General features: G+C 58.1%; 26 protein-coding genes. 19 read left to right on the top strand and 7 right to left on the bottom strand.

The window, feature by feature from the left end; all coding sequences use genetic code 11:
- Nucleotides 1-156: 156 nt before the first annotated feature.
- From C9E91_RS13740 to C9E91_RS13720, 7 genes are all read right to left on the bottom strand, one after another.
- Entirely contained in the window at nt 157-1095 is a 939-nt protein-coding gene (locus C9E91_RS13740) for a hypothetical protein (protein ID WP_107108831.1), read from the bottom strand.
- Nucleotides 1096-1203: 108 nt separating this feature from the next.
- A complete protein-coding gene (locus C9E91_RS13735) occupies nt 1204-1494 on the bottom strand; it encodes a hypothetical protein (RefSeq protein ID WP_107108863.1) in 291 nt (96 codons plus the stop codon).
- A 4-nt stretch (nt 1495-1498) separates the two neighbouring features.
- The gene (locus C9E91_RS13730; protein WP_107108830.1) at nt 1499-1678 is read right to left on the bottom strand and encodes a hypothetical protein; all 180 of its coding nucleotides are present in this window, start codon (nt 1676-1678) and stop codon (nt 1499-1501) included.
- Nucleotides 1679-1684: 6 nt separating this feature from the next.
- The gene (locus tag C9E91_RS13725; protein WP_107108829.1) at nt 1685-2023 is read right to left on the bottom strand and encodes a hypothetical protein; all 339 of its coding nucleotides are present in this window, start codon (nt 2021-2023) and stop codon (nt 1685-1687) included.
- 12 nt (nt 2024-2035) lie between these two features.
- Entirely contained in the window at nt 2036-2176 is a 141-nt protein-coding gene (locus C9E91_RS19825) for a hypothetical protein (protein WP_181316083.1), read from the bottom strand.
- 67 nt (nt 2177-2243) lie between these two features.
- Entirely contained in the window at nt 2244-2408 is a 165-nt protein-coding gene (locus tag C9E91_RS19820; RefSeq protein WP_181316085.1) for a hypothetical protein, read from the bottom strand.
- 265 nt (nt 2409-2673) lie between these two features.
- Nucleotides 2674-3321: a LexA family protein gene (locus C9E91_RS13720; protein WP_107108828.1), complete on the bottom strand. Its 648-nt coding sequence runs from the start codon at nt 3319-3321 to the stop codon at nt 2674-2676.
- 514 nt (nt 3322-3835) lie between these two features.
- Here C9E91_RS13720 and C9E91_RS13715 point away from each other — a divergent pair.
- The 19 genes from C9E91_RS13715 (at nt 3836) to C9E91_RS13615 (ending at nt 19354) form a co-directional block, all read left to right on the top strand.
- Nucleotides 3836-4333, top strand: coding sequence for a hypothetical protein (locus C9E91_RS13715; protein ID WP_107108827.1), 498 nt, complete (start codon nt 3836-3838; stop codon nt 4331-4333).
- Complete coding sequence (locus C9E91_RS13710; protein ID WP_107108826.1) at nt 4330-4578, top strand: hypothetical protein; 249 nt, start codon at nt 4330-4332, stop codon at nt 4576-4578. Before C9E91_RS13715 ends, C9E91_RS13710 begins: the two co-directional genes overlap by 4 nt.
- Entirely contained in the window at nt 4578-5969 is a 1392-nt protein-coding gene (locus tag C9E91_RS13705; RefSeq protein ID WP_181316082.1) for an SAM-dependent methyltransferase, read from the top strand. Before C9E91_RS13710 ends, C9E91_RS13705 begins: the two co-directional genes overlap by 1 nt.
- A complete protein-coding gene (locus C9E91_RS13700) occupies nt 5966-6610 on the top strand; it encodes a hypothetical protein (protein ID WP_181316081.1) in 645 nt (214 codons plus the stop codon). Before C9E91_RS13705 ends, C9E91_RS13700 begins: the two co-directional genes overlap by 4 nt.
- Nucleotides 6607-6900 carry a hypothetical protein gene (locus tag C9E91_RS13695; RefSeq protein ID WP_107108825.1) on the top strand — a complete coding sequence of 98 codons (294 nt, stop codon included), beginning with the start codon at nt 6607-6609 and terminating at the stop codon, nt 6898-6900. Before C9E91_RS13700 ends, C9E91_RS13695 begins: the two co-directional genes overlap by 4 nt.
- Nucleotides 6897-8111, top strand: coding sequence for an LvrA C-terminal domain-related protein (locus C9E91_RS13690; RefSeq protein ID WP_107108824.1), 1215 nt, complete (start codon nt 6897-6899; stop codon nt 8109-8111). Before C9E91_RS13695 ends, C9E91_RS13690 begins: the two co-directional genes overlap by 4 nt.
- Nucleotides 8101-8778, top strand: a complete 678-nt coding sequence (gene nusG, locus C9E91_RS13685) for a transcription termination/antitermination protein NusG (RefSeq protein ID WP_245407492.1) — start codon at nt 8101-8103, stop codon at nt 8776-8778. The genes C9E91_RS13690 and nusG overlap by 11 nt, the downstream gene beginning before the upstream one ends.
- A gap of 228 nt (nt 8779-9006) precedes the next feature.
- Nucleotides 9007-9576: a hypothetical protein gene (locus tag C9E91_RS13680; RefSeq protein ID WP_107108859.1), complete on the top strand. Its 570-nt coding sequence runs from the start codon at nt 9007-9009 to the stop codon at nt 9574-9576.
- Between the two features lie 193 nt (nt 9577-9769).
- Nucleotides 9770-10474 carry a MerR family transcriptional regulator gene (locus tag C9E91_RS13675; RefSeq protein WP_245407491.1) on the top strand — a complete coding sequence of 235 codons (705 nt, stop codon included), beginning with the start codon at nt 9770-9772 and terminating at the stop codon, nt 10472-10474.
- Nucleotides 10389-12167 (top strand): phage terminase large subunit family protein, encoded by a 1779-nt coding sequence (locus C9E91_RS13670; RefSeq protein ID WP_107108822.1) that lies wholly within the window; start codon nt 10389-10391, stop codon nt 12165-12167. Before C9E91_RS13675 ends, C9E91_RS13670 begins: the two co-directional genes overlap by 86 nt.
- 2 nt (nt 12168-12169) lie before the next feature.
- Nucleotides 12170-12364: a phage head-tail joining protein gene (locus tag C9E91_RS13665; protein WP_107108821.1), complete on the top strand. Its 195-nt coding sequence runs from the start codon at nt 12170-12172 to the stop codon at nt 12362-12364.
- Nucleotides 12364-13902 carry a phage portal protein gene (locus tag C9E91_RS13660; RefSeq protein ID WP_107108820.1) on the top strand — a complete coding sequence of 513 codons (1539 nt, stop codon included), beginning with the start codon at nt 12364-12366 and terminating at the stop codon, nt 13900-13902. Before C9E91_RS13665 ends, C9E91_RS13660 begins: the two co-directional genes overlap by 1 nt.
- A complete protein-coding gene (locus C9E91_RS13655) occupies nt 13850-14536 on the top strand; it encodes a hypothetical protein (protein WP_146144002.1) in 687 nt (228 codons plus the stop codon). The genes C9E91_RS13660 and C9E91_RS13655 overlap by 53 nt, the downstream gene beginning before the upstream one ends.
- Nucleotides 14537-14636: 100 nt before the next feature.
- The gene (locus C9E91_RS13650) at nt 14637-16292 is read left to right on the top strand and encodes a phage major capsid protein (RefSeq protein WP_107108818.1); all 1656 of its coding nucleotides are present in this window, start codon (nt 14637-14639) and stop codon (nt 16290-16292) included.
- Nucleotides 16293-16363: 71 nt separating this feature from the next.
- A complete protein-coding gene (locus C9E91_RS13645) occupies nt 16364-16684 on the top strand; it encodes a DUF2190 family protein (protein WP_107108817.1) in 321 nt (106 codons plus the stop codon).
- A gap of 1 nt (nt 16685) precedes the next feature.
- Nucleotides 16686-17063: a hypothetical protein gene (locus C9E91_RS13640; protein ID WP_107108816.1), complete on the top strand. Its 378-nt coding sequence runs from the start codon at nt 16686-16688 to the stop codon at nt 17061-17063.
- A gap of 69 nt (nt 17064-17132) precedes the next feature.
- Nucleotides 17133-17822 (top strand): hypothetical protein, encoded by a 690-nt coding sequence (locus C9E91_RS13635; RefSeq protein WP_245407490.1) that lies wholly within the window; start codon nt 17133-17135, stop codon nt 17820-17822.
- On the top strand, nt 17822-18373 hold the full coding sequence (locus tag C9E91_RS13630) for a phage baseplate assembly protein V (RefSeq protein ID WP_107108814.1): 552 nt from the start codon (nt 17822-17824) through the stop codon (nt 18371-18373). Before C9E91_RS13635 ends, C9E91_RS13630 begins: the two co-directional genes overlap by 1 nt.
- Nucleotides 18374-18976: 603 nt before the next feature.
- Complete coding sequence (locus tag C9E91_RS13615) at nt 18977-19354, top strand: GPW/gp25 family protein (RefSeq protein ID WP_107108811.1); 378 nt, start codon at nt 18977-18979, stop codon at nt 19352-19354.
- The last annotated feature ends 2 nt before the right edge of the window (nt 19355-19356 follow it).

Here is a 19356-nt window from a genome sequence, read left to right as displayed (position 1 = left end):
TCAGCCGAAGCGTGGATCATGATCGCCCACATTCGTCTCATCACCAGACGGCTAGCAAGGTATGGATATCGTTGAACCCTTTTCGAATCCGACTCTGAGATCTGACCCGTTCAAACCGCTCTGAGATTGTCCACTTGTCCGGCGGGCAAAGGCGTATCAGGGACCCGAGCGAAGGTACTGCGGCCTAAGAATGGGGAAAAGGTAGAATAAAAGAAGAAGGCCGAAGTTTAGCGCTAGAGGCGGTATATTTAGCCAACCATCTGCCGGAACATCAGGTAAGCCCGCGTATGGCCCAAAAACGTATGTAGTAGTCGCCTCTGCCGCTGAAATGCTAAATATTGAAGCAATAAAAATGAGAACAAGGTAGCCATAGTTAAGCTTCGAGACGCTCGCAAAGCGTCTTAATAGGAATAGATGAAGTGCAAAGTATATGGCGAAAATTACGAGAAAAAACCAAACACCCCAATTTCGAATCTCCACCGTAATTCCTCCGGCAACCGGCTGCGCTTTTTCCATAATAATATTTGGCTTTAGACTTATGGAAGGAAGATTTGCAACCCTTGTTTCGAAGGCTATCGGGGCACTCGCGCCCTTAAGCACTGCGGCCGTCTCAACGTCTTCCTTTGCCGTGAGGTAAACGCTTATCGCGATCTCGTCGCCGCTATTGAGCAGGGTAGGGGAGGCGGTATACAAGTTATCAGAAGTTCGCTTCCAATCTACGGAAACGCTTTGCGCCCCGCGCCAAGGTGAGTTCCCGACAGCAACAATGTGCCAATCGGGGAGCGCCGACAGCTTGAGGTCCCCAAAAAAATCTGACGGTAGTATCGGTGCATGGCCAGTATTTTCTAGTGACGCTCGGTAGATGTAGATTTTCGGGACAGGTTTTCCGCCGCTGGAGATAGAAACGGAAATATTTGTGCCTGTATTTTGTAGGTCCTGTAGCGGATCGCTAGGCCCTATATACTCAGCAGATAGCTGCTTTGGAGGTATTGGTCCGCGTCCCTGCAAATATAGGCCCAACCAAACGGCGCCGCCGACAGTAATCAGGCCCATCAAGACCACAACTGCATTTGCAATCCAATCGGTTTTTGCCATATCTCACACTTGTGACGAATCTTGCACCTAAGTTACCGCATCTTGCAAAACCGTCCAGACCATCTTGAAGGCAAGCTTATTCCAAGCGGATGGTTCAAAGCTAATGCTTCACCGTTGATCTGATAGGCACTGCTTGCCCACTAAGCTGCGCTCCGATGTTGAGCGAACGGCTTTCGACAGACGCTCTTCCGCCCAAGTATCCAAATCTTGAACGTGATAGAGCGGAATGCGCCCGCTGTACTGCATGGCCGGGCCGCCGCCAACAGTTGCCATTTTAGCAAGCGTTGAAACGGCAATGTCGATGCCGTGCTTACACGCAAGGTAATTCGGCACATCGCTGCGGCGCAGACGCGGGCGCTGCATAGGCATCGGGTTGCTGCTGGTCGTCTCGGCGGTCATCATTCTAGCGGTTTCCTTTCACAATACGGACAGTTTCGATGAAGCCAGGGCGCTGGCGGCGAGCTTTCTGCTCGGCTTGCAGGGCGTTGGCGGCGGTGGTGGTGATGGTGGCGCCGCCATAGAAGCGGACGCGAAACAGTGAACTTTTCCGGGGTGCGATCTGAATGGCCTTTGGCGACAGCATTGCTGATTAGATCTCGGTCGTTCGTGGCGTGAAGAAGCGGCATGCGGTGGCTGCGGCCGGAATGGTTCGTCTCGCCTTATTGATGATAGGTTTGTTGCAGAGCGCGTCTTTGCGCTCGCTCGGGCGGCTTTTATGGCGCATGCTGAAAGTGCCCGGCTCGACGGCGACGAGCTGGCTTTCGCCATTGACTTTCGCTTTCCGCCAAGCATGCCAGAAAGTGCATTGCCCACAGGTCGCGCCGCTCGGTCCCGTGCCCGCGATGTGGGCTTGTCCGATGTGGGTTGCGGCTATAGCCGCGTGCGTGCCGTCGTCTTTGAGTTTTGGTGAAACCTCTATCTTGGCCATGCTTCGCCTCAATCAGAGCGGCAGCACGATTGTCAGCGTGGCGAACGCCATGCCGGCAGTGATGAGCCCGATTGCAGCGCAGAGCACACGCACGTCCCTATCGAGCTGTGGCAGGCCAGTGGGAATCTCTGTCATTGGGGAAATGCGGAACATGAGGTGATCTCCGTTCATCCGTTCGGGAAACCGGCCCGAAGGCCGGAGACCGGAGCGGATGCGAGCGTCAGGCGGCGCGTGTGTATTCCGCGGCGCGCAGTATCTCCGCCGCTTTGGGCGCGTGCTTTTCGATTTCGTCTTTTGTGAAGCCTTCGGCTTTCAAATCGGCTTCGGTCATGCCGACGCCGCGTTCGCGTGCCAGATCAGCCATTTCCCTTGGAATATTGCGCACTGTTCTCTCTCCATTTCATGGGGCCGGCTTCTCGTCGCGATTGGAGGAGTTCGCCCGGCTATTTGCCCGTACCGCTGAAGGTCTCTCGGCTTGGGTGAGAAGTAGGTACAATATGCACCTATATTGCGCAAGAAAAAAATGGGGGTAAATTACACCCATACAGGAATCAGTCAATTTTTAGGGGCGAATCGGATACAAAAAAACCCCGCTCGGCGGGGTCTGAATACATGCAATTTGAAGTGGCGGGCATCCTGCTGTTCACTGATTACATATCAATGACGGATCTTCTCACTCTTCCGATAACGGTAATGGTGCCGGTCAGCGTTGGCGGGGGTATGTCGAGATATGATGCAGGTTGGAAGGGCGGTTCTTGGTCGCTCCTAAACCGCTTGTAAGTCGCGTTGCCTTGCTCGTCGGCTATGATGTAGCAAGCGTTGTGGACCAGTCTTTTATCCCTGCGGTTGGCAAAGATAATGGATTCTGGAGGCGATATCTTGTTCATCGAGTCGCCCTCGACCCTCAGCGCAATCCAATCACCCTCGGGCAAGTCCAGCGCCGATACCGTAGGAAATTCCGAAAAGTCCGTAATTCCCTCATGTCCAGCCAAGTGCCCGGCGCTGATCATCGATATTAGTGGCACGTCAATAATGGAGGCAGGTTCGATATCGATGTCATCGGGGTTTCCTGTGCCGTGGTAGAGCCATTGGAAAGAAACACCAAATGCTTTCGCATACTGCTTCCCGGCTACGGTTCCAAAGCTGCTTTTGCCCTGGAGGTGACCTTTGACCGTGTTTTCGTTCCACCCAAAACGTTGGGCAAGCTTTCGGTATCCGCCAAGTCCGGATTTCTCCTGAGCTTCGCGGAGCCTAGCTGCGCGCTGCTCGCGCTCGAATTGTTCTTGCCGCTGGATCATGGGGTATTTTGTACCTATTTTATGGGTCGGTGTCTGACCTAAACGGGGTTGACAAAAATAGGGGTATAATGCACCTATCACGCATGACCCATGCGACGATCATAATTCTTTGGCCTTCAACGGCGGCTTTTGCCCTTGATATCTGCGTGCCGTACGAATCCGCGAAAGCCATGCGTCGGCGTGGTTCGATACCGTCTTGCTATTGGGTACGGGTTGTTCGTGCCGGCCGGCGTCGAGGTATCGACGGAGTCACGTTCGAGCGTCTTGCCGAGCTGGCAGCAATCCCATTGGAGGCGGCAGAATGAAGCGCCTCTTTTCATCTTCGCGCGGCCAATCCTCCCGGCCTGCTGCAGCCCGCGCCGTGGCGCTTTCCTTTCTGCCGCCGCGCGCGGGGAATTCTCGTTTTGCATGTGGGCCTCCGTAGCTTCGTAACGCCCTGAATTTCTCACCTTCGATCAATTCCCACTACGGGAAAAACGCTGGGAATTTCCCGGCGCGGGAAAGGCTTTATCTCATGATATCAACTGCATGGTTTCATCGCATCAAGGCTGCGCAACGCGATCTTATTCGCCTTGCCGGCGGCATCGAGCGCTCTGCGGAGATTTCCTCTATCTCGAAAAGCCACATCGGGCGGATGAACAACGCCACCGATCCGGAATTGATGCCGCTGCATGCGGTCTATGCCCTCGAATCGGAATGTGGTGTGCCGGTCGTCACCTCCGCCATGGCCGAGCTGAGTGGAAAGCGGCTCGTGGACCCTGAGGGTTCGCACGGAACCGATCACTGCCTTGTCGCGGCCTATTCCGACACGGTGCGTAAGGCTGGCGACCTGATTTCCGGCGGAGCGGTTGCGATTGCCGATTTGGTGGTGACGCCTGCGGAAGCGATGAAGATGGATCGGGATGCCGCCGAACTAGAAGCGGGGCTGGCGGTGCTGCGAAAAGCACTTGCTGCCGTAAAGGCGAGGGGTGGGCAGAAGGTTGGCTTTCAGGTTGTCGGAGGTGGGCAATGAAACACCAAACCGACCCCGCCATTGATGAGCTGATGGCCCGCCCCTTGTCCGAACGTGCAAGGGGCTTTTTGCGTGAAGTGCAGTTTGCCGGTGGGCGCGTGGATATTTCGGTTGGGCTTGGGCGTCGCCAGCTCGCGCGGGAATGCCACCGCTGCGGCTATCTCCATATCTGCGAAGACGAGCGCGCTGCGAAGCTGACCGGCCTCGGTCAAGCCTATCTCGACCGTTTGATGAGGGCGAACTGATGGGCGTTTATGAATCGGTCAAGCTTCCCAAGCCCGGCCCGAACGGGCTCGCGGTCATCATGACGGCGGTGCATGACGGCGTTGTCATCGTTGCGGAGCAAAAGCAAATCGTGGCGGCAAACAAGGCTGTCAGCAATCGCTATCTCTCCCGCGATAAGAAAGACGGCAAGACGTACTACCCCACTGACCGCGCTCGCGAGTTGCTGATAACGCTGCAGGGTATAGCGGAGCCGGGCGATTTGCCTGATGCGTCCGACGGGCCGACAGTTGCGGTTGTGCCGGAGATTGTGTCGGTTGCCGACGCCTCTGGGCTAGTGGCGACCGTCGAACGGGCGAGGGCACTGCTTGATGAGGGCGATATCGTCAACGCCCGGATTGTCGCGTCTGTTGCCTACGCGCAGGCAAAGACGGCGGCGCAGTTTGCGGAGCAGATCGGCGCAACGGAAAAGCTGATCGCCAAGGCGCGGCGAATGCAGGCCGACGCCTTGCTGATTGAGACCCGCGCGAAAATTTTGATCGCCGACAAGTGGGACGAGGCGCAATCGGCGGGCAGGACCTTTAAGGGACGCCCGAAAAGCGTTCCCAACGAGAACGCTTTTACCGCCGATCAAGCCGGTCTTTCCCGAAAGGAAATTCATGAAGCCCGCAAATATGCGGCTGCTGAGCAACGCGAACCGGGCATAGTTGAGCGTGCTATTCAGGCAAGGATTTCGGCCGGACTCGCGCCAACACGCGCCAATCTCCGCGCAGCGGTGGGCACGGCGAGCGCGACGAAGGACGAGCGCGGCAACAATCTTTATGAAACGCCGCCCGAAGCCATGTTCACGCTTCTGGCACTCGAAACCTTTTCGGCAATGTTGCTTGAGCCCGCCTGTGGGCGCGGGGCGATTTCCCATGTGCTGGAACTCGCCGGTTATGGCGTCGTCCTCGCCGATCTGATCGATTACGGCACGGCGGACCAACACGGCGAATTGCAGTCAGTTCAAGACTTTCTGACCTCGCAGCCTGCGGAATGCGGGTCTTACGACATCGTGACGAACCCGCCTTATGGTGACGTTCTCAACGCCTTCGTCGCCCATGCACTGCGCGTCTTCCGACCGCGCAAGATGGCGCTTTTGCTCAACCTGAATTTCCTCTGCGGCTTTGCGGATGATGACCGCAATTTCGTTATGGATGATTGTCCGCCGGCCCGCGCCTACGTCTTCAAACGCAGGTTGCCAATGATGCACCGCGACGGGTGGGAGGGGAACAAAGCGAGCAGCCGCATGAATACGGCTTGGTTCGTATGGGAGCTGCAGGAAGACGGCACCTATGGCGATTGCACGGTGACACGGCGCGTTGACTGGAAAGACTACCTGCCTGCCGAAGGCTCGGGGAACCTCTCCCAATGAGCGAACGCGTCTTTCCAGAAGTTTCCATTCCCTACGGCGACAAGTCTACCAAGGCTATGCGGATCGACTGCGCGAGCTGTGGCGCTGTCGCTTATTTCCCCTTTCAGACAGGGGTTAATCGAAAGCCGCCGGTCGCGGCAATTCAGTTTTTCCAGAACAAGGGATGGGTGGTCGGCAACGGTCCGCGCAAGGACTTTTGCCCGATTCACGCCAGCCCGGCGAAGCGCAAAGGAACAAAAATCATGGCGAGTGAATGCGCCCCTTCCACAGCAGATAAGCCGCGCGAGATGACCCGCGAGGATCGGCGCATCATCAATGACAAGCTGGACGAGGTCTATGGCAAGGATGCCTATAAAGCACCCTGGACGGACGCCGCCGTTGCCAAGGATTTGGGCGTGCCACGCGATTGGGTTGCGCAGGTACGCGAACAATTCTTTGGCCCGGCAGGCTCCAATCCGCTGTTTGACGAGTTTCTGAAAGAATCCGCCCGGCTGGACGCATCGTTCCGCAGCTTCGAGGCTATCTGTGCGGACGCGGCAAGCGCCATCGCCAGCCAGAAACAGGCGCATGCTGATCTCTGCAAGCAGATGGACGCCTATCGCGTTCTTGCGCGCAAGGTGGAGCGCGAGGTGGGCCGATGAGCCAGCTTCTCCCCATTGTTGAAGAGCTTGCCGATTGCGAAACGGATGCTGAACGCGCGGCGTGGCTCTTGCGCGTGCCCGCAGGCGTCATCTTTCGCGATTGCGCAGCAATCCGGCGCGTCCTGACGGAAGCGCACTTCAGGCTTGGTGTGGACGCGCTGGACGTGGAATTTGCCGCCATCAACGCCACTCGGTTGCCTGACGGCGGATTACCGCAAACCGTCGTGCTTGGCCTACATGCGGTTCGCTCGTTCCTGCGCGACATCGTGCGCAAAGGCGGTGGACGATGACTGTCGAAGCTACCATTCGGCGCGGCGCGCGAAATGCCCGCTATACCGCCGTTCCCAATCACGTCTTCGAGGATGACCGTCTTTCCATGGAAGCACGGTGGCTGCTCGGCTACCTGCTTTCCAAGCCGGACAACTGGACTGTTGTCATTGGGGACATCATCAAAAAGGGCGGTTGCGGGCGCGATAAGGCGCGCAAGATGATCGCCGAACTTGTCGAGTACGGTTATGCCGAGCGCGAGCAGTCTCGTGCGGACGGCAAATTCGGCGCATCCAATCTGGTCATTTTCGATGAGCCGCGTTCGGCGGAAGAGGACCAATCGGAGCCTTCCGAAGGTGTGGCATTTTTACCGCAGACTGAAATGCCGGCGCCGGCAAAACCGGCGCCGGTTTTACCGTCGCCGGCAAAATCGGCACTTAGTAATAACTTAGATTCAGAAAATACTGATTATCAGCAAGAGAGAGATGCGCGCGACGACGGTTCGGAGGAAAAGCCGGAAGCGATCGAGCGGGCTTTCCGTCGCTGGTACGCCAAATGGCCGACGCGGGACAAGGACAGCGAATATGCTGCTCGGAAGGCTTGGCAGAAGCTTTCGCCAGAACAGCGCACCGCATGCATCACCAAATCGCCGACCTACATCGAGCGTGCCGAGAAAGCGAAAATCTCAGTTCCGTGGGCCGGCGCGTTCCTGACGGGCCGCGATTGGGAAAAGCTTGAGGACCCGAAGTCGGACGTTGCACTGCCAATCGTCCACGGCCCGTACACCAGAGCGTGGCATGCAGGCCGTTGTGCCGAGCTGCTTCGGCCTCTCTTCACGGCGATGCCGAGCCTGACGCCCTTCCAACGCCGAATGGTAGCTGCGGGTGGCGAGGAAGCGGAAGCGATCCTTCGCGAGCGCCGCAGCAAATACGGCTGGCCAAAGGTCAACACCATGGACGAGCGGGCGACGGACCATAAGGGCGTGAGTGTCGCTCCCAACGTTTTCCGGATCTCCGAGAAGTTCGAAACCACACACCGAAACGGCGAGCTTGCGCAGGCCTGGGAGCGGTTCTTTGCCCGCAGCGGTCTGCCATGGTTGCCCATTCCGGCGGGCGTTGAGTGGTTCTTTTTCCCGCCTGTCCCATCCGACATCACGGACTTGGACGCGGCGGTTTGTGAGGCGTGGTCTGCTTTTGAACGGCAAGTTAACGAGGGAAATTCCAATGATGCATGACGCGAAAATTTATGCCGCCAGCAAACCGGTTAACCCGGAGCTTTACGACCTGACACGCTTTGCATCGTTGTTCGATCAGATGCGCAGCCGCAAGCGAATCAAGGCCACGATGCTTTCCATGGCGGCGGAAAATCAGCCGGGAAAGCGTGAATGGTTCGTAGTCGAGACGAAGCACAAGCAGGAAAAAGCTGTTGAAGATGCCCTTCAGAGGGCGGGCGTGAAGGTGTTTTTGCCGCTCGAAAACATCGGCCAGCAGGTCATTCGTGGCAAGATCGTTGCCAACGTAATGCGCCCACTTTTGCCTGGATATGTGCTGGTCAACATCGTCTATTCGCCGGCTGCGGTATGCGGCATCTGCCGTGTTGATGGGGTCGCTGGCTTCGTCGGCGGAATGATATCGCCGCATCGTGTCTCCGATCAGGAAGTGCAAAGATTCAAGGCATTCGATGAAGCGCCCGACGCGCAGCACTGCATGGTGTTCAAGCGCGGGATGACCGTTCGCTTTACCTTTGGTCCCTTCGCGAACTTCAACGGCCTGATCTGCAAGATGCGCAAGGATCGCACCATAGACGGCAAACGAGTGGCGACCGGAGCGGTGGTTAAGGTGGAGCTTTTCGGCAAGGAACACCTCATAGAAGCCCCTCTTGCGCTCTTGGAAAAGTTGTGAGAAGCAATGGGCAGGATGATCTACCGTCCATGTGCAAGCGCGCCGCCTCAGAGGCTGGCGAGCGGAGCGGAAAGCTCCCACGCTGTTAAGCCGGGTGGACCCTGCCTTGACCCTCTCGAATGAGAGCAGCGATTCAAGGCCGGTGCTACTGCATTGCCAAAATCATCATCGTATCGAAGGCGGTCCAGAGTGATCGCCTTTTCTGTTTCCCGCAGGTAGGGCTTGCTGATGACTGCACTGTCCATGCAATGGGTTGACCGCAACCTGACGGAATATGGCAAGCGGATAGGCGAGCTGAAAGAGCGCTTTCCGAAAGTCTTGCCGCGCGTTGTCAATCAGGTCGGCAATCGCGCCAAGACGGTTGTCATACGCGAGCTGACGAAGCAAACCGGCCTGCCGCGCGCCACCATCGTCAAGGCGGTAGGCAATCCATCCGCGGCGCGACCGGGCAAGCTCTACTACGACATGGCGACGCGAGGCGGTAACATTCGCCTAAAGTATCTTCGCCCCAAGGAAACCCCATCGGGTGTCGTGGCGAGACCATTCGGCAAGCCGACGCTTTATCCGGGCGCTTTCATGCGTGGCGGCTTGTTTCCTGACCGCATCGACGTGCCTCACTTCAACGGACACGTCTTCTATCGGTTGAACCGATCAGGCTCAAAGATCACCTTTGCCCGGTCGGGTGTGTTCATCCCAAGGGAGATGACCACGGGCGCGACCTCTGCGGCCTTCCATCGTGTCGCGGCACCGTTGCTCAAGGAACGGGTCGAAGCCGCCTTGACCAAGCTCGCGCCCTGACGGCCTTGCCTTCGACCCCTCATCGCCGCCGGCCTCCCGGCCCCCTCGGTCGGGTCCTTCCCCCGAAAGAGTCCGAATAGCGGGTGCGCGCGACTGCGGGATTTCGCTCTGTGAAGAAAATTATAGGGGGATTCCACCGCTCTTTCGGTGGAATCGGAATCAGATGGCAAAGAGCTATCCCGACGAACTCCGAATGCAGGTTATCGCCTACTTAGACGAGGGCCATACGGTTCGCGAAGCCGCCGAGAAATTCAGCGTAAGCGCGAGTTTCGCGGCCAAGGCGCACAAGAAACACTCGACTGCGGCCGAAACCACGCTGTTTGCGCAGGCGGAAGCTGCTGCATCGGAGCCGGAAGACGCGAGCAACGGCGAAATGACCGCCGCCCAACTCGCTGACTTGTTAGGGGTGTCCAAGCGGGCGATCTCCGATTTTGTCGAGCGTGGAATCGTGGTGAAGACAGATCGGAATCGCTTCGACATGGCCGGGTCGGTCCAGCGCTATTGCGAACATCTGCGCATGATGGCAGCGGGCCGGACAGGCGACGGCTCCGACGCGCTGACAGCCGAACGCGCGCGGCTGGCAAGAGAACAGGCAGACCAGACCGCATTGAAAAACGCGGCGCTTCGTCGGGAGCTGATCGCCATTGTCGATGTCCGCAACGAATGGACCTCGATAGGTCGCCGCATTCGCAACGGCATGCTGTCGGTCCCGTCGCGATGCCGGCAGAAGCTTCCGCATCTCACCACTTACGACGTTGACCTGATCGACCGCGAAATACGGTCGGCACTTACCGAGCTTGGTAACGAAGACGATGGCGACAGCACTGGCGACATTGAGGCGGGCGCTGTGGGACAGTCTGCTTCCGCCTCCGAAGCTGCGGCTATCGGACTGGATTGAAAAGAACGTCTATCTTCCCGAAGGCGTGTCGTCGCTCACGGGCATGGTCCAGCTCTGGCCGCCGCAGATCGAGATTGCCGATGCGATCGGCAGCGCTGCAATTGAGCGCGTCACGCTTGTTAAGCCCGTTCGTGTCGGCTTCACCACGTTGCTGACCAGCGCGCTTGCAAGCTTCTGCGCAAACGACCCATCGCCCATTCTTTCATTGTTGCCGACAGAGGCCGACTGCCGCGACTATATGGTGTCCGATGTCGAGCCGATCTTTGACGCGTCCCCGTCGCTTCGGGGTTTGCTGACCGGCGATGCCGACGAGGGCGGGCGTAACACGCTTCTCGCCCGACGCTTTCCCGGCGGCTTCCTCAAGGTGATTGCAGCAAAGGCACCGCGCAACCTTCGTCGCCACAATGTCCGTATCCTCTTCATTGACGAGGCGGACGGCATGGATGCGACGAAGGAAGGCTCGCCGATCTTGCTTGCCGAGCGGCGCACACTTTCGTTCGCGGACCGCAAGATTGTTATGGGGTCTACGCCTGTCTACAAGGCGACCAGCCATGTGCTGCGCGCCTACGAACAATCGGACAAGCGGATTTATGAACTGCCTTGCCCGGAGTGCGGGCACTTCCATGAAATAACATGGGGCGATATCCATTGGCCGGAAGGTGAGCCGGAAAAGGCTTATTATGTTTGCCCGGAATGCGGTTGCGCCATAGACGAGCGGCACAAGCCCGCCATGGTCGCCGCCGGGCGTTGGCGGGCACTGCGGCCGGAGATCAAGGATCATGCCGGCTTTCGGATGAACGCTCTGATTTCGCTTTTGCCCAATGCGTCCTGGGGGCGTTTGGCGCGGGAATTTGTGTCAGTCAAAAATGATCCGACGACGCTGCAAACGTTCGTCAACACAATCCTCGCCCAAGGATGGGAAGAGGAAGGCGACGAGCTAGACGACATCGAGCTTGCTACGCGTGCCGAAGACTTTGGGCTTGAGGCTATCCCGGCGGACGTTCTCATTATCACCGCCGGCGTAGACGTGCAGGATGACCGACTTGAGGCGACCTTTGTCGGATGGGACAAGGCGGGCATTCCCTACATTCTCGGGCATACGGTCATATGGGGCCGCTATGACGATCATTCGACATGGACCGAGCTGGACGTTGCGATATCGACCCGGTGGGATCACCCGCTAGGCGGCAAGATCAAGGTTGATGCCGTCTGCATCGACAGCTCGGACGGCGAAACGATGGAGACCGTCTATCGTTTCGCGTTCCCTCGGTTCAATCGCCGTGTACTGGCGATCAAGGGAGCGGCAGGCAATCGGCCCTGGATCGAGCGTTCGAAGACTTCGGTCAAAGGCGGAAGGCTTTTCATCGTCGGCGTGGACGGCATCAAGAGCAACATTTTCGGTCGGCTTGTTCGCCCGAAGTCTATGCGTTTTTCGAAAGACCTGCCGGACGTTTGGTATGAGCAGATCACGGGCGAACAGATGGTGGTTCGCTATGTGCGCGGTCAGACCTTCCGCCAGTTCGTGCCGGTTCCGGGTCGTCGCCACGAGGCGCTTGACTGCACGGTCTATGCCTTTGCCGCCCGGCAGATGGTCAATCCCAATTGGGCGCATCGTGAGGGCGAACTGTCCACGCCGCCGGAAGTGCCGGCAACTTCACATGCACCGAAAATCGCAAAATCGGAGTGGTTATAGCGATGGCTACAACAGACGATCAGATTGCCGCCCTCGAAGAGGCCATTCTCATGGGCGCGAGGAAGGTGATATTTCATTCGGGCGGAACACGCCGCGAAGTCGAATATCACTCGTTGAAAGAGATGCGCGAAACGCTTGCGGCATTGAAAGCCAGCCGCTCGACACGCCCACGCATCATTCGCGCGGCGCTCGACTGATGAGTGTTGCCAATATCATCGACCGGACCATTGGCTATTTTGCGCCGGAATCTGGCCTTCGCCGGATTAAAAACCGCGCCGCGATGGAAATCATGTCGCGCGGTTACGCCGCAGCCGAAACCAGCCGCCTGAAATCCGGCAGGCGCGCACGCTCGACATCGGCGGACGCGGAGATTTCCCGCGCTGGCCGGACGCTCCGCGACCGCATGCGCGATCTCGTTCGCAACAACCCTTATGCAGCGCATGCCGTCGCACAGCTCGTCTCGCATGCGATTGGCGATGGCATCGTGCCGCGCGCCAAGGACAAAAAGGTCAACGAGCTTTTTGACGAATGGAGCAAAGTTTGCGATGCCGATGGCGATCTCGATTTCTACGGCCTCCAATCCTTGGCCGTTCGAGGCATGTTCGAAAGCGGCGATGGCTTGGTACGTCGTCGCCGTCGCAGGCTTGAGGATGGCTTGCCGGTTCCGTTGCAGTTGCAGGTTCTCGAAACGGACCTGATCGACAGTTCTAGGGAAGGAATTCTTTCCGGGAGCGGGAAGGTCATACAGGGTATCGAGTTTGACGCCATTGGCCGCAAGCGCGCCTATTGGATGTTTGGTTCGCATCCCGGTAACAGCTTCTTCGATCCCATGTCGTCGGTGATATCGAAGCCGGTTCTCGCTTCCGAAATCGCCCATGTCTTTGAAAAGCAGCGAACGCAGGTTCGCGGTACGCCCTGGGGCGTGCCGGCAATGGATGACATGCACGATCTCGCGAAATACGAGGAATCGGAGCTGGTCAGAAAGCGGCTTGAGTCTTGTCTTGTCGGCGTGATGAGCGGCGGCGAGGAGCAAGACACGCTCGGAACCCCGGTGGAAGAAGGCACGGGAAAGCCCCTTCAGCCGGGCGTCTACAATGCGCGTGGTGAGCGCGTCGAAAAGTTTGAGCCGGGCTCCTTCTACAATGCGGTCGGTGGCCGGCGTCTCGACTTCTCGCAGCCGGCGGCGACCGGCGGTTACGATCCTTACAAAGTCTCGATGCTGCATACTATCGCGGCGGGTTGGCGGATGCCTTATTTCATTCTGGCCGGTAGGCTGGACAAGGTAAACTATTCGTCGGGCAAAATCGGCATCGAAACTTTCAAGCGGATCATCTCTGAGCTGCAGTGGAAGTTCATCATTCCGATGCTGTTGCAGCCAATTTGGGACTGGTTTTGCGAGGCAGCATATTTCGCGGGCCTGATAAAGTCGCCGAAAGTTCCGGTGAAATGGTCGCCGCCGCGCTTCTATTCGGCCGATCCGCTGAAAGACACTAACGCAAAAGTGAAGGAAGTGCGCGCCGGCTTCCGGTCGCACGCTTCCGTCATTGCCGAGTCCGGCGAAGACCCCGACGAGGTGATTGCCGAAATCGCGGAATTCCAGCGGAAGATAGACAAGCTCGGACTTGTCTTCGACACGGACGCCCGCCGGGTTTCGCAGGCGGGGCAATTGCAACAGGGATGGGATGACGATCCCCCCGACAAGGCAGAAGAAAGCCAAGACGATGACGAGACTTGAAGTGCGAAAGGCACCCACCAGCCTGCCGATGCAGTTTCGAGGCGAGGCTCTTAACAGCTCTATCAACACCGACGCGCGCACGGTGACGCTGGCGTTTACGACTGGGTCGGCGGTTCGCCGTCTCCGTTATACGGGATGGGATACCGCCGTGCCGTTTGACGAAATCCTTGTCGTCAGCGAACGGGCGATTGACCTCTCGCGCATGAATGCGGGCGCTCCTGTTCTCGACAGTCATTCCCGTTGGTCCACCTTTTCTCAGGTGGCCGTCGTGGACCGGGCATGGGTCGAGGGTAGCGAGGGCATGTGCACGATACGTTTCCCGAAGCCCGGAATCGATGTAGCCGCCGACCGCATGTTCGGACTGGTCTCTGACAAGATCATCAAGAATGTATCGGTTGGTTATTCCATCGACAAAATCCGCATTGAGGAAGCTCAGAAGAAGGGCGACGTTGAAAAGATTTTCGTGGAGCGCTGGACGCCGAACGAGGTTTCGTTTGTGACGGTGCCCGCCGATCCCGGCGCGCAGGTTCGCTCAAGCGAGGCAACCTTTCCGTTGCTTATCGGCGAGCCGGATAGCCATTTGATCCGCGCCACCCGCATGCGAATGGCCGAAGCCGCGCTTCGCCTGGCCTAATCCCAATTCCCCCTTTTTGAAGTTCGCCGCCTGCGCTCCGCCGGGACGCAGGGCGACGGCGCTTGTTTTGCCCGGTACTCTACATAAGGAACCGCACGCCATGAAAAAGGCTGCATATGTTTTCGCGACCGTCGCCGCATTTCTTTGCTTCGGCCTCGCCTTTGCTATCATCTCCGCCGACCCTTCCCATGCCGCTCCGCTGATCGGGCACGACAGCTTATTGGGAGGTGGCGGCTTGAACCACATGCTGCAAGCCTCGCCGGCAATTTTTGCGTTGCGCAGCAAATTGAGCGATCTGACCAGCCGCGCCGAGAAAAAGCGGGGCGAGTTGGTGGACGGTCTGTCGAGCGAGGCCGCTCGTGCTATCGAGCAGGATCATGCCGGCATCCTTGCTGAAATCGAGCAGGTTCGCGGCGAGATTGCCACGCTTGAAAATGCCACGCGCGGCACCCCGATTTCGCAGCCGGGCAATCACAATGCCGACGCCGAGCAGCAAGGCATTCTTGCCGAACGGACGCGATCCGCGACCATTGACGACCTCGCCAGCCGCGCCGGCCTTGCCGACTTTGGGCGCGATCATATCCGCGCCGGAACGACGGTTGATGCTTTCCGCTCGGCACTGTTCGAAAAGCTGTTCGATAAGGACCAGTCGGTCAAGACTGACAGCCACGTGCGTGCGCAGGTTGGGCAGGATGAAACCGAGACGATCCGTGCGGCCCGTGTCGAAGCGCTCGCTTACGGCCTCGGTGCTCCGATGCCGAAAGACGGTCCGTCGGCTGCTGCACGCCAATTCACGGGGCAGGGACTGATCGACATCGCCGCCGATATCGTCGACTTCCGTGGTCGCCGCATGCTCAATGCCCGCGACATCGACGACATCTTTACGCGTGCATCGCATGCAACGTCCGATTTCCCGGCCATCTTTGAGGGCGCTGTGAATCGTACGCTTGAGCAGCGCTATGCGCTCGCGCAACCGACGTTCCGCAAGTTCGCCCGGAAGAAAAACTTCCGCGACTTCCGCCCTGATACGATTGTCCGCGTCGGCGACTTCCCGATGCTGAAGAAGGTGCTGGAAAACGGCGAGATCAAATATGGGACCTTCGGTGAAGGCAAGGAATCGGTGCAGGCATTCAGCTATGCCATCGCGCTCAACATCAGCCGTCAGATGCTTATCAATGACGATCTCGGCGCGATTTCCGATCTGCTGACCAGCTACGGCGCATCGGTGGCGCTGTTTGAGGAAGTCACCTTCTATGCCGGCGCCTACAACGGCAAGCTGGCGGATGGAAAGACCGTTTTCCACGCCGACCATGCCAACGTCGGTGCCGACGCGGCGATAACTGTCGATAGCGTGGGCTTGGGCCGCAAGGCCATGAGTAAACAGAAGACTATCGATGACAAGCCGATGTTGGCGAATCCGGCCCGCATCATGCTCGTTGGTCCTGATCAGCTTACGAACGCCGAAAAGTTCCTGGCCTCGATCACGCCAGCCACGGTTTCGACCGTCAATATTTTCTCGGGCAAGTTTGAGCTTGTCGAAACCTCGCAGATCGATGGGCCGTCCTGGGATCTGTTCGCGGACCCCTCGACCGGTTCGAATTATCGCTGGGGCTATCTGGACGGATACGAAGCGCCGCGCGTGCGCATGGACGAGCCGTTCGGTCGGCAGGGTTTCAGCATGTCGGTGGAGCACGATTTCGGCTGTGGCGCGACCGACTTCCGGTTCGGCTATCACAATCCCGGCAAGCTGTCCTAACCGGCGCGGATCAACATGGGCGGGCCTTCGGGTCCGCCTCACGTCCTCATTGTTCATAAGGAACGCTCACGATGAAAAACTATATTCAGGAAGGCGACACGCTCGAAATGACTGCGCCCACCGATGTTCAGTCCGGCGATGGCGTGCTTGTTGGCAAGCTCTTCGGTGTCGCTGCACACTCCGCCAATCAAGGCGAGCGCGTCAACCTTGACCGCGAAGGCGTCTACAGTCTACCTAAAGTTGCTGCGCAGGCGTGGGGCGAAGGCATACCGGTTTATTGGGATGCTGGTTTGGTGACTTCGGACGCCACTGGCGGCAAGACGAAGATCGGTTACTCCGCCAACGTCGCCGAAAATCCGTCTGACCGTGGCGATGTAGTTCTGCATCAATAACATGGTCGATTGGCGAAAACTGGAAGCTGCCGTTGATCGTAAGATCGGCGGCGCTTTTGGCGAGCGGGTGCGGCTGTCCTTCATGAAGAATGGGAAGCTCGACCCGGAGCGCCCGCAAATCATTGTTCGCTGCGAAACGCTCTGCGAGGGCGGCGACGATTCCAAGCCGATAGGAGTCGGACAGGCCGGCGTCTTTCGCAGTCGCCTTGCTGCGGGGGAGGCGGAGCTTTTCCTTGATCGCGGTTCCTATGACGGTCCGAAACTTCAACCCGGCGATGCCGTGCGCGCGATCGATCGACAGGGTGAACCGGTGTGGGAAGTCGGTTTTATCTCCGACCGCTACAGCAATTTGATTGTCGCCGTCCTTCGAGAAAAGTGAGAACGCCACATGTCGCTTGCCTGCATCGCCATACGCATCGCCGCCGTGCAAGCCCTAATCGGGCGCACCATGGTCGGCGACAATGTGCTCGACAGTGAAATCGGCACGCTCGACATCGGGGCAGATGGCGCGCTTAGAACGCATAAGGAAAGGCCGTTCATTTCGGTCTATGTCGGCGCGTCAAAGGTGACAGAAGGACTTGAGACGCGGGCACTCAATAAAAACGGAAACGTCGATATCATCTTTGAAGCGGGGATTGCGTCGCCGCATGTCGTGACCGACCCGGAAACGGACGAAAGCGTTATCTATGGCGGGCTTCCGGCCACAGACGCGAATTTCGAGTTTCACCTTGATATGACCATGCGTCAGATTGGTGATGCACTCAACGATCCGCAGAACGAGTGGGCAGACCTCTTTCGGTGCCTTAGTCTTCGTCTTGTGGGTGTCGAGCGCGACCGTGTTAGCGCGGATGCGAACGGAACGCGGCTTGCTGCCCATAGATTGAAGCTCACGACGGAGGTTGTTGCCGACCCTGTTCGTGGTACGGCGCTCGGTCCCGGCACGCCGTTGGCGCGGTTTTTCGCCAAATGCGAGACCGATCTAATTCGCAAGTCGCCAGATATGGCGAAGAATATCGAACTCATGCGCGCGCAGATTTCGGGCGATGTCGACGAACTGCAGGCCGCCATGCGGCGGTATGGCATGGTCTACGGCGAAGCCGATGCCATGTTGATGACGCCAGCCTTCGAGATGCCGTGATGAGCACGTTGGTCGAACAGCTTGCGGATATGATGCATCGCATTGCCGAGCTTGAGCGGCGGAACCGCAACCGCCGCAGGAAAGGGACGATTGCCGAAGTCAGCGACGACAAGAGCAAGTACCGGGTGAAACTGTCCGATCAGAACGGCAAGCCCTACCTTACGCCGTGGATCGGTGCGCGAACCTTGGCGGCAGGTGGCGTCAAGGTGGACGTGCTTTATGAGAAGGGCGAGCAAGTCGATGTCGTATCGGAGAACGGCGACATGACGGACGCGCAGATAGATTTCTCGACCTACAGCGATGCCAACGCTCGCGAGAACAAGGATATGCCGCTGCATATCAAGATCGGCAATACCGTTGTTGAAGCCTCGGCCGATCTGGTCAAGGTAACGGGCGCGACCGTCATCGTGGTATCGCCCAACGTGCAGCTCGGCGGCGAGGGCGGGAAACGGGTTGCCCGCATCGGCGACAAGGTGGACGTTGGGGCAGGCTCGTCCAAGGGGCTATGGCCGATTGTCGAGGGCTCGTCTCGTGTGTTCGCCAAAGACTAGATTGTGAGTCATTGCCGATGAAAAGTTCATTACTTGAGTGAGCAGCGATAGGCGTCTTTCATGCATTCAAGACCTATAGAATAACTGACACACCCGCGAAAAGTGAAATAACTCTGCCTACCTGGCTCTTGGTATTTCATGCAGTTTTTGACAGCGTTGGGAGTCATAAGGCTCCAGTGGTTCTGCAATTGCCCTTTGGCGATTCTCTCCTGATAGACGCATTTGGCGGTTTCCACCGCCTGCTCGGATTTTACGAGCATCTTCGATGTGAGATTCCGGCAGAAAAGCAGTGTATCAAATTCAGGCATTGGGAGAGGTTCGGCGACGGCTGCGTTGCTGATGCCAGGGCAACCGGAAAAGGTTAGTGCCGTCACAACTAACATGGGAATTGGTTTCAATTTCTATCTCCCCGCGCGGACGAATTACGCGCATTAAGTGCAAATCATACGAGAATCGAACGGATTGCAAGAGGCGCGATCTTGGCGCGATCGCAATGGCGTGCGTCCGGCGAAATTATCTCGCTGACCTGCCATCAGGCGAGGGAGCTTACGCCAACGTTTGGCGATGTCGTGTCACCTGTCAAATCAGAAAGAGGTTCGGACAATGCCGGATTCGACGGGCGTAAGCGCCGCAAGCGGAAAGCAGCTCAGTAATTGGGGCCATGTTGAGCAGTCCATTCGGAAGATACTGACCACGCCGAAGGGCTCGCGCGTTATGCGTCGAACGTTCGGCAGCGACTTGCTCGATCTGATCGATGCCAAGATGACCCGGCGCACCATTCTTGCCGTCTACGCCGCTGCGGCGACAGCAATCCTCGAATGGGAGCCACGTTATCGCATGACGGCGGGTCGGGTCACGCGAGCCGATGCGGACGGCTCGATCATGCTGGAAATCTTCGGAACCTATTACCCACGCGGCCATCGCGGCGACTACTCCGTTTCGGAGAGCGCAAGCGTCCGCGTCGTCTACAGCGGGGGCTGACC

Origin of the sequence: Rhizobium sp. SEMIA4064, assembly GCF_003025035.1 — a bacterium.
Classification (GTDB): domain Bacteria; phylum Pseudomonadota; class Alphaproteobacteria; order Rhizobiales; family Rhizobiaceae; genus Rhizobium; species Rhizobium paranaense.
This window is presented reverse-complemented; position numbering and strand designations above follow the sequence as displayed.

Bases quoted from the DNA above. Each gene is read 5' to 3' on its own strand.
- C9E91_RS13735 (WP_107108863.1), bottom strand. From the start codon at position 1,494: ATGACCGCCGAGACGACCAGCAGCAACCCGATGCCTATGCAGCGCCCG.
- C9E91_RS13720 (WP_107108828.1), bottom strand. From the start codon at position 3,321: ATGATCCAGCGGCAAGAACAATTCGAGCGCGAGCAGCGCGCAGCTAGG.
- C9E91_RS13680 (WP_107108859.1), top strand. From the start codon at position 9,007: ATGACTGCACTGTCCATGCAATGGGTTGACCGCAACCTGACGGAATAT.
- C9E91_RS13690 (WP_107108824.1), top strand. From the start codon at position 6,897: ATGACTGTCGAAGCTACCATTCGGCGCGGCGCGCGAAATGCCCGCTAT.
- C9E91_RS13740 (WP_107108831.1), bottom strand. From the start codon at position 1,095: ATGGCAAAAACCGATTGGATTGCAAATGCAGTTGTGGTCTTGATGGGC.
- C9E91_RS13615 (WP_107108811.1), top strand. From the start codon at position 18,977: ATGCCGGATTCGACGGGCGTAAGCGCCGCAAGCGGAAAGCAGCTCAGT.
- C9E91_RS13710 (WP_107108826.1), top strand. From the start codon at position 4,330: ATGAAACACCAAACCGACCCCGCCATTGATGAGCTGATGGCCCGCCCC.
- C9E91_RS13650 (WP_107108818.1), top strand. From the start codon at position 14,637: ATGAAAAAGGCTGCATATGTTTTCGCGACCGTCGCCGCATTTCTTTGC.
- C9E91_RS13645 (WP_107108817.1), top strand. From the start codon at position 16,364: ATGAAAAACTATATTCAGGAAGGCGACACGCTCGAAATGACTGCGCCC.
- C9E91_RS13715 (WP_107108827.1), top strand. From the start codon at position 3,836: ATGATATCAACTGCATGGTTTCATCGCATCAAGGCTGCGCAACGCGAT.
- C9E91_RS13665 (WP_107108821.1), top strand. From the start codon at position 12,170: ATGGCTACAACAGACGATCAGATTGCCGCCCTCGAAGAGGCCATTCTC.
- C9E91_RS13670 (WP_107108822.1), top strand. From the start codon at position 10,389: ATGGCGACAGCACTGGCGACATTGAGGCGGGCGCTGTGGGACAGTCTG.
- nusG (WP_245407492.1), top strand. From the start codon at position 8,101: ATGATGCATGACGCGAAAATTTATGCCGCCAGCAAACCGGTTAACCCG.
- C9E91_RS13635 (WP_245407490.1), top strand. From the start codon at position 17,133: ATGGTCGGCGACAATGTGCTCGACAGTGAAATCGGCACGCTCGACATC.
- C9E91_RS13700 (WP_181316081.1), top strand. From the start codon at position 5,966: ATGAGCGAACGCGTCTTTCCAGAAGTTTCCATTCCCTACGGCGACAAG.
- C9E91_RS13655 (WP_146144002.1), top strand. From the start codon at position 13,850: ATGACGATCCCCCCGACAAGGCAGAAGAAAGCCAAGACGATGACGAGA.
- C9E91_RS13725 (WP_107108829.1), bottom strand. From the start codon at position 2,023: ATGGCCAAGATAGAGGTTTCACCAAAACTCAAAGACGACGGCACGCAC.
- C9E91_RS13640 (WP_107108816.1), top strand. From the start codon at position 16,686: ATGGTCGATTGGCGAAAACTGGAAGCTGCCGTTGATCGTAAGATCGGC.
- C9E91_RS13695 (WP_107108825.1), top strand. From the start codon at position 6,607: ATGAGCCAGCTTCTCCCCATTGTTGAAGAGCTTGCCGATTGCGAAACG.
- C9E91_RS13705 (WP_181316082.1), top strand. From the start codon at position 4,578: ATGGGCGTTTATGAATCGGTCAAGCTTCCCAAGCCCGGCCCGAACGGG.
- C9E91_RS19825 (WP_181316083.1), bottom strand. From the start codon at position 2,176: ATGTTCCGCATTTCCCCAATGACAGAGATTCCCACTGGCCTGCCACAG.
- C9E91_RS13660 (WP_107108820.1), top strand. From the start codon at position 12,364: ATGAGTGTTGCCAATATCATCGACCGGACCATTGGCTATTTTGCGCCG.
- C9E91_RS13730 (WP_107108830.1), bottom strand. From the start codon at position 1,678: ATGCTGTCGCCAAAGGCCATTCAGATCGCACCCCGGAAAAGTTCACTG.
- C9E91_RS13630 (WP_107108814.1), top strand. From the start codon at position 17,822: ATGAGCACGTTGGTCGAACAGCTTGCGGATATGATGCATCGCATTGCC.
- C9E91_RS13675 (WP_245407491.1), top strand. From the start codon at position 9,770: ATGCAGGTTATCGCCTACTTAGACGAGGGCCATACGGTTCGCGAAGCC.